2 protein-coding genes are annotated in these 1818 nt (G+C 59.6%); both read left to right on the forward strand.

Annotation, left to right across the window (positions count from 1 at the left end; translation table 11 throughout):
* Positions 1-11 precede the first annotated feature (11 nt).
* On the forward strand, positions 12-662 hold the full coding sequence (locus WCA53_RS11050) for a 4-carboxy-4-hydroxy-2-oxoadipate aldolase/oxaloacetate decarboxylase (protein WP_423909201.1): 651 nt from the start codon (positions 12-14) through the stop codon (positions 660-662).
* Between the two features lie 81 nt (positions 663-743).
* The gene (locus tag WCA53_RS11055; protein WP_423909197.1) at positions 744-1766 is read left to right on the forward strand and encodes an amidohydrolase family protein; all 1023 of its coding nucleotides are present in this window, start codon (positions 744-746) and stop codon (positions 1764-1766) included.
* The last annotated feature ends 52 nt before the right edge of the window (positions 1767-1818 follow it).

Here is a 1818-nt window from a genome sequence, read left to right on the forward strand (position 1 = left end):
TAGTAACCCGTATCGAACGTGCAGATGCAAACGTGATCAGCGGCCTGGCGCACGCCGGCGTTGCCACCGTGCATGAAGCGCAGGGCCGCACAGGCCTGATGCATTCCAGTCTGCGCCCGATCTACGGCGGTGCGCGCATCGCCGGCTCGGCGGTCACCGTGCTGATGCCGCCAGGCGACAATTGGGTGATGCACGTGGCGATCGAACAGTTGCGCGAAGGCGATCTGCTTATCGCCGCTCCGACCAGTCCTTGTGAAGACGGTTACTTCGGCGATCTGTTGGCGACGTCGGCCAAAGCGCACGGCTGCCGCGGCCTAATCATCGATGCCGGCGTGCGCGATGTGCGCGATCTCACCGCCATGGGTTTCCCCGTTTGGAGTCGTGCCATTTATGCGCAGGGAACGGTCAAGGAAACGCTCGGTTCGGTCAACGTGCCGGTCGTTTGTGGTGGCGCCCTGGTCAATCCGGGCGACGTGGTGGTTGCCGACGACGACGGCATTTGCGTGGTGCCGCGTGCCAATGCTTCCCATACGTTGGAAAAAGCCAAGGAACGCGAAGCGAGAGAGGACGAAAAACGCGAGCGTCTCGCCGCGGGCGAACTGGGTTTGGACATCTACGACATGCGTGGGCGTTTAGCGCAGAAAGGCCTCAAATATGTCTGAGACCGCCCGCTTCGAAAGCGTACGTGCGATATGGATGCGTGATGACACCGACGTTTTCCACATCCAAGGAGAAAACCTCGCGTGATCATCGATTGCCACGGTCACTACACGACAGCACCGAAAGGCCATGACGCCTTCCGCGATGCGCAACTGAAACACTTCGACGATTCGTCGCGACATTTACCGGTTTATCCCAACCTCTCCGACGACGACATCCGCGAAAGCATCGAAGCCAACCAACTGCGCCTGCTTCGCGAACGCGGTTTGGACATGACCATTTTTTCGCCGCGCGCCAGCACGATGGCGCACCATGAGGGTGACGAAACAGTCAGCCAGATATGGACGCGTCATTGCAACGATCTGATCGCTCGCGTGGTCGGCCTCTACCCGGAAACCTTCATCGGCGTTTGCCAACTGCCGCAGTCGCCTGGCGTGACGATCAAGAACTCGATCGCCGAGCTGGAACGCTGCGTCAACGAACGGGGCTTCGTTGGCTGCAACCTCAATCCCGATCCGTCGGGTGGTCGTTGGGACGGGCCACCGCTGACCGACCGTGCCTGGTATCCGTTCTTCGAGAAGATGGTGGAACTGGACGTGCCGGCCATGATCCACGTATCCGGCAGTTGCAATCCCAACTTCCACGCCACGGGCGCGCACTACATCAATGCCGACACCACCGCGTTCATGCAATTCCTGCAGGGCGATCTGTTTCAGGATTTCCCAAGCCTGCGCTTCATCATTCCGCACGGCGGTGGTGCGGTGCCATACCATTGGGGCCGTTACCGCGGTCTGGCTGACATGTTGAAGAAGCCACCGCTAAGCGAACACGTGATGAAGAACGTGTACTTCGATACCTGCGTGTATCACCAGCCAGGTATCGATCTGCTGTTCAAGGTGATCGACATCGACAACATCCTGTTTGGGTCGGAAATGGTGGGCGCCGTGCGCGGCATCGATCCGACCACCGGCAACTACTTCGACGATACCCTCCGTTACATCGACGCGTTGGACATCTCAGCCGAAGACAGACACAAGGTATTGGAAGGCAATGCCCGCCGCGTCTATCCGCGCCTGGATGCGCAGCTGAAGGCACGCGGCAAGTAAGCCGAACAATGATCAGGTGGCCAGAATCTTGAGCATGCCATCGGACGCGCCG

Origin of the sequence: Caballeronia sp., assembly GCF_049581465.1 — a bacterium.
Taxonomy (GTDB): Bacteria; Pseudomonadota; Gammaproteobacteria; order Burkholderiales; family Burkholderiaceae; genus Caballeronia.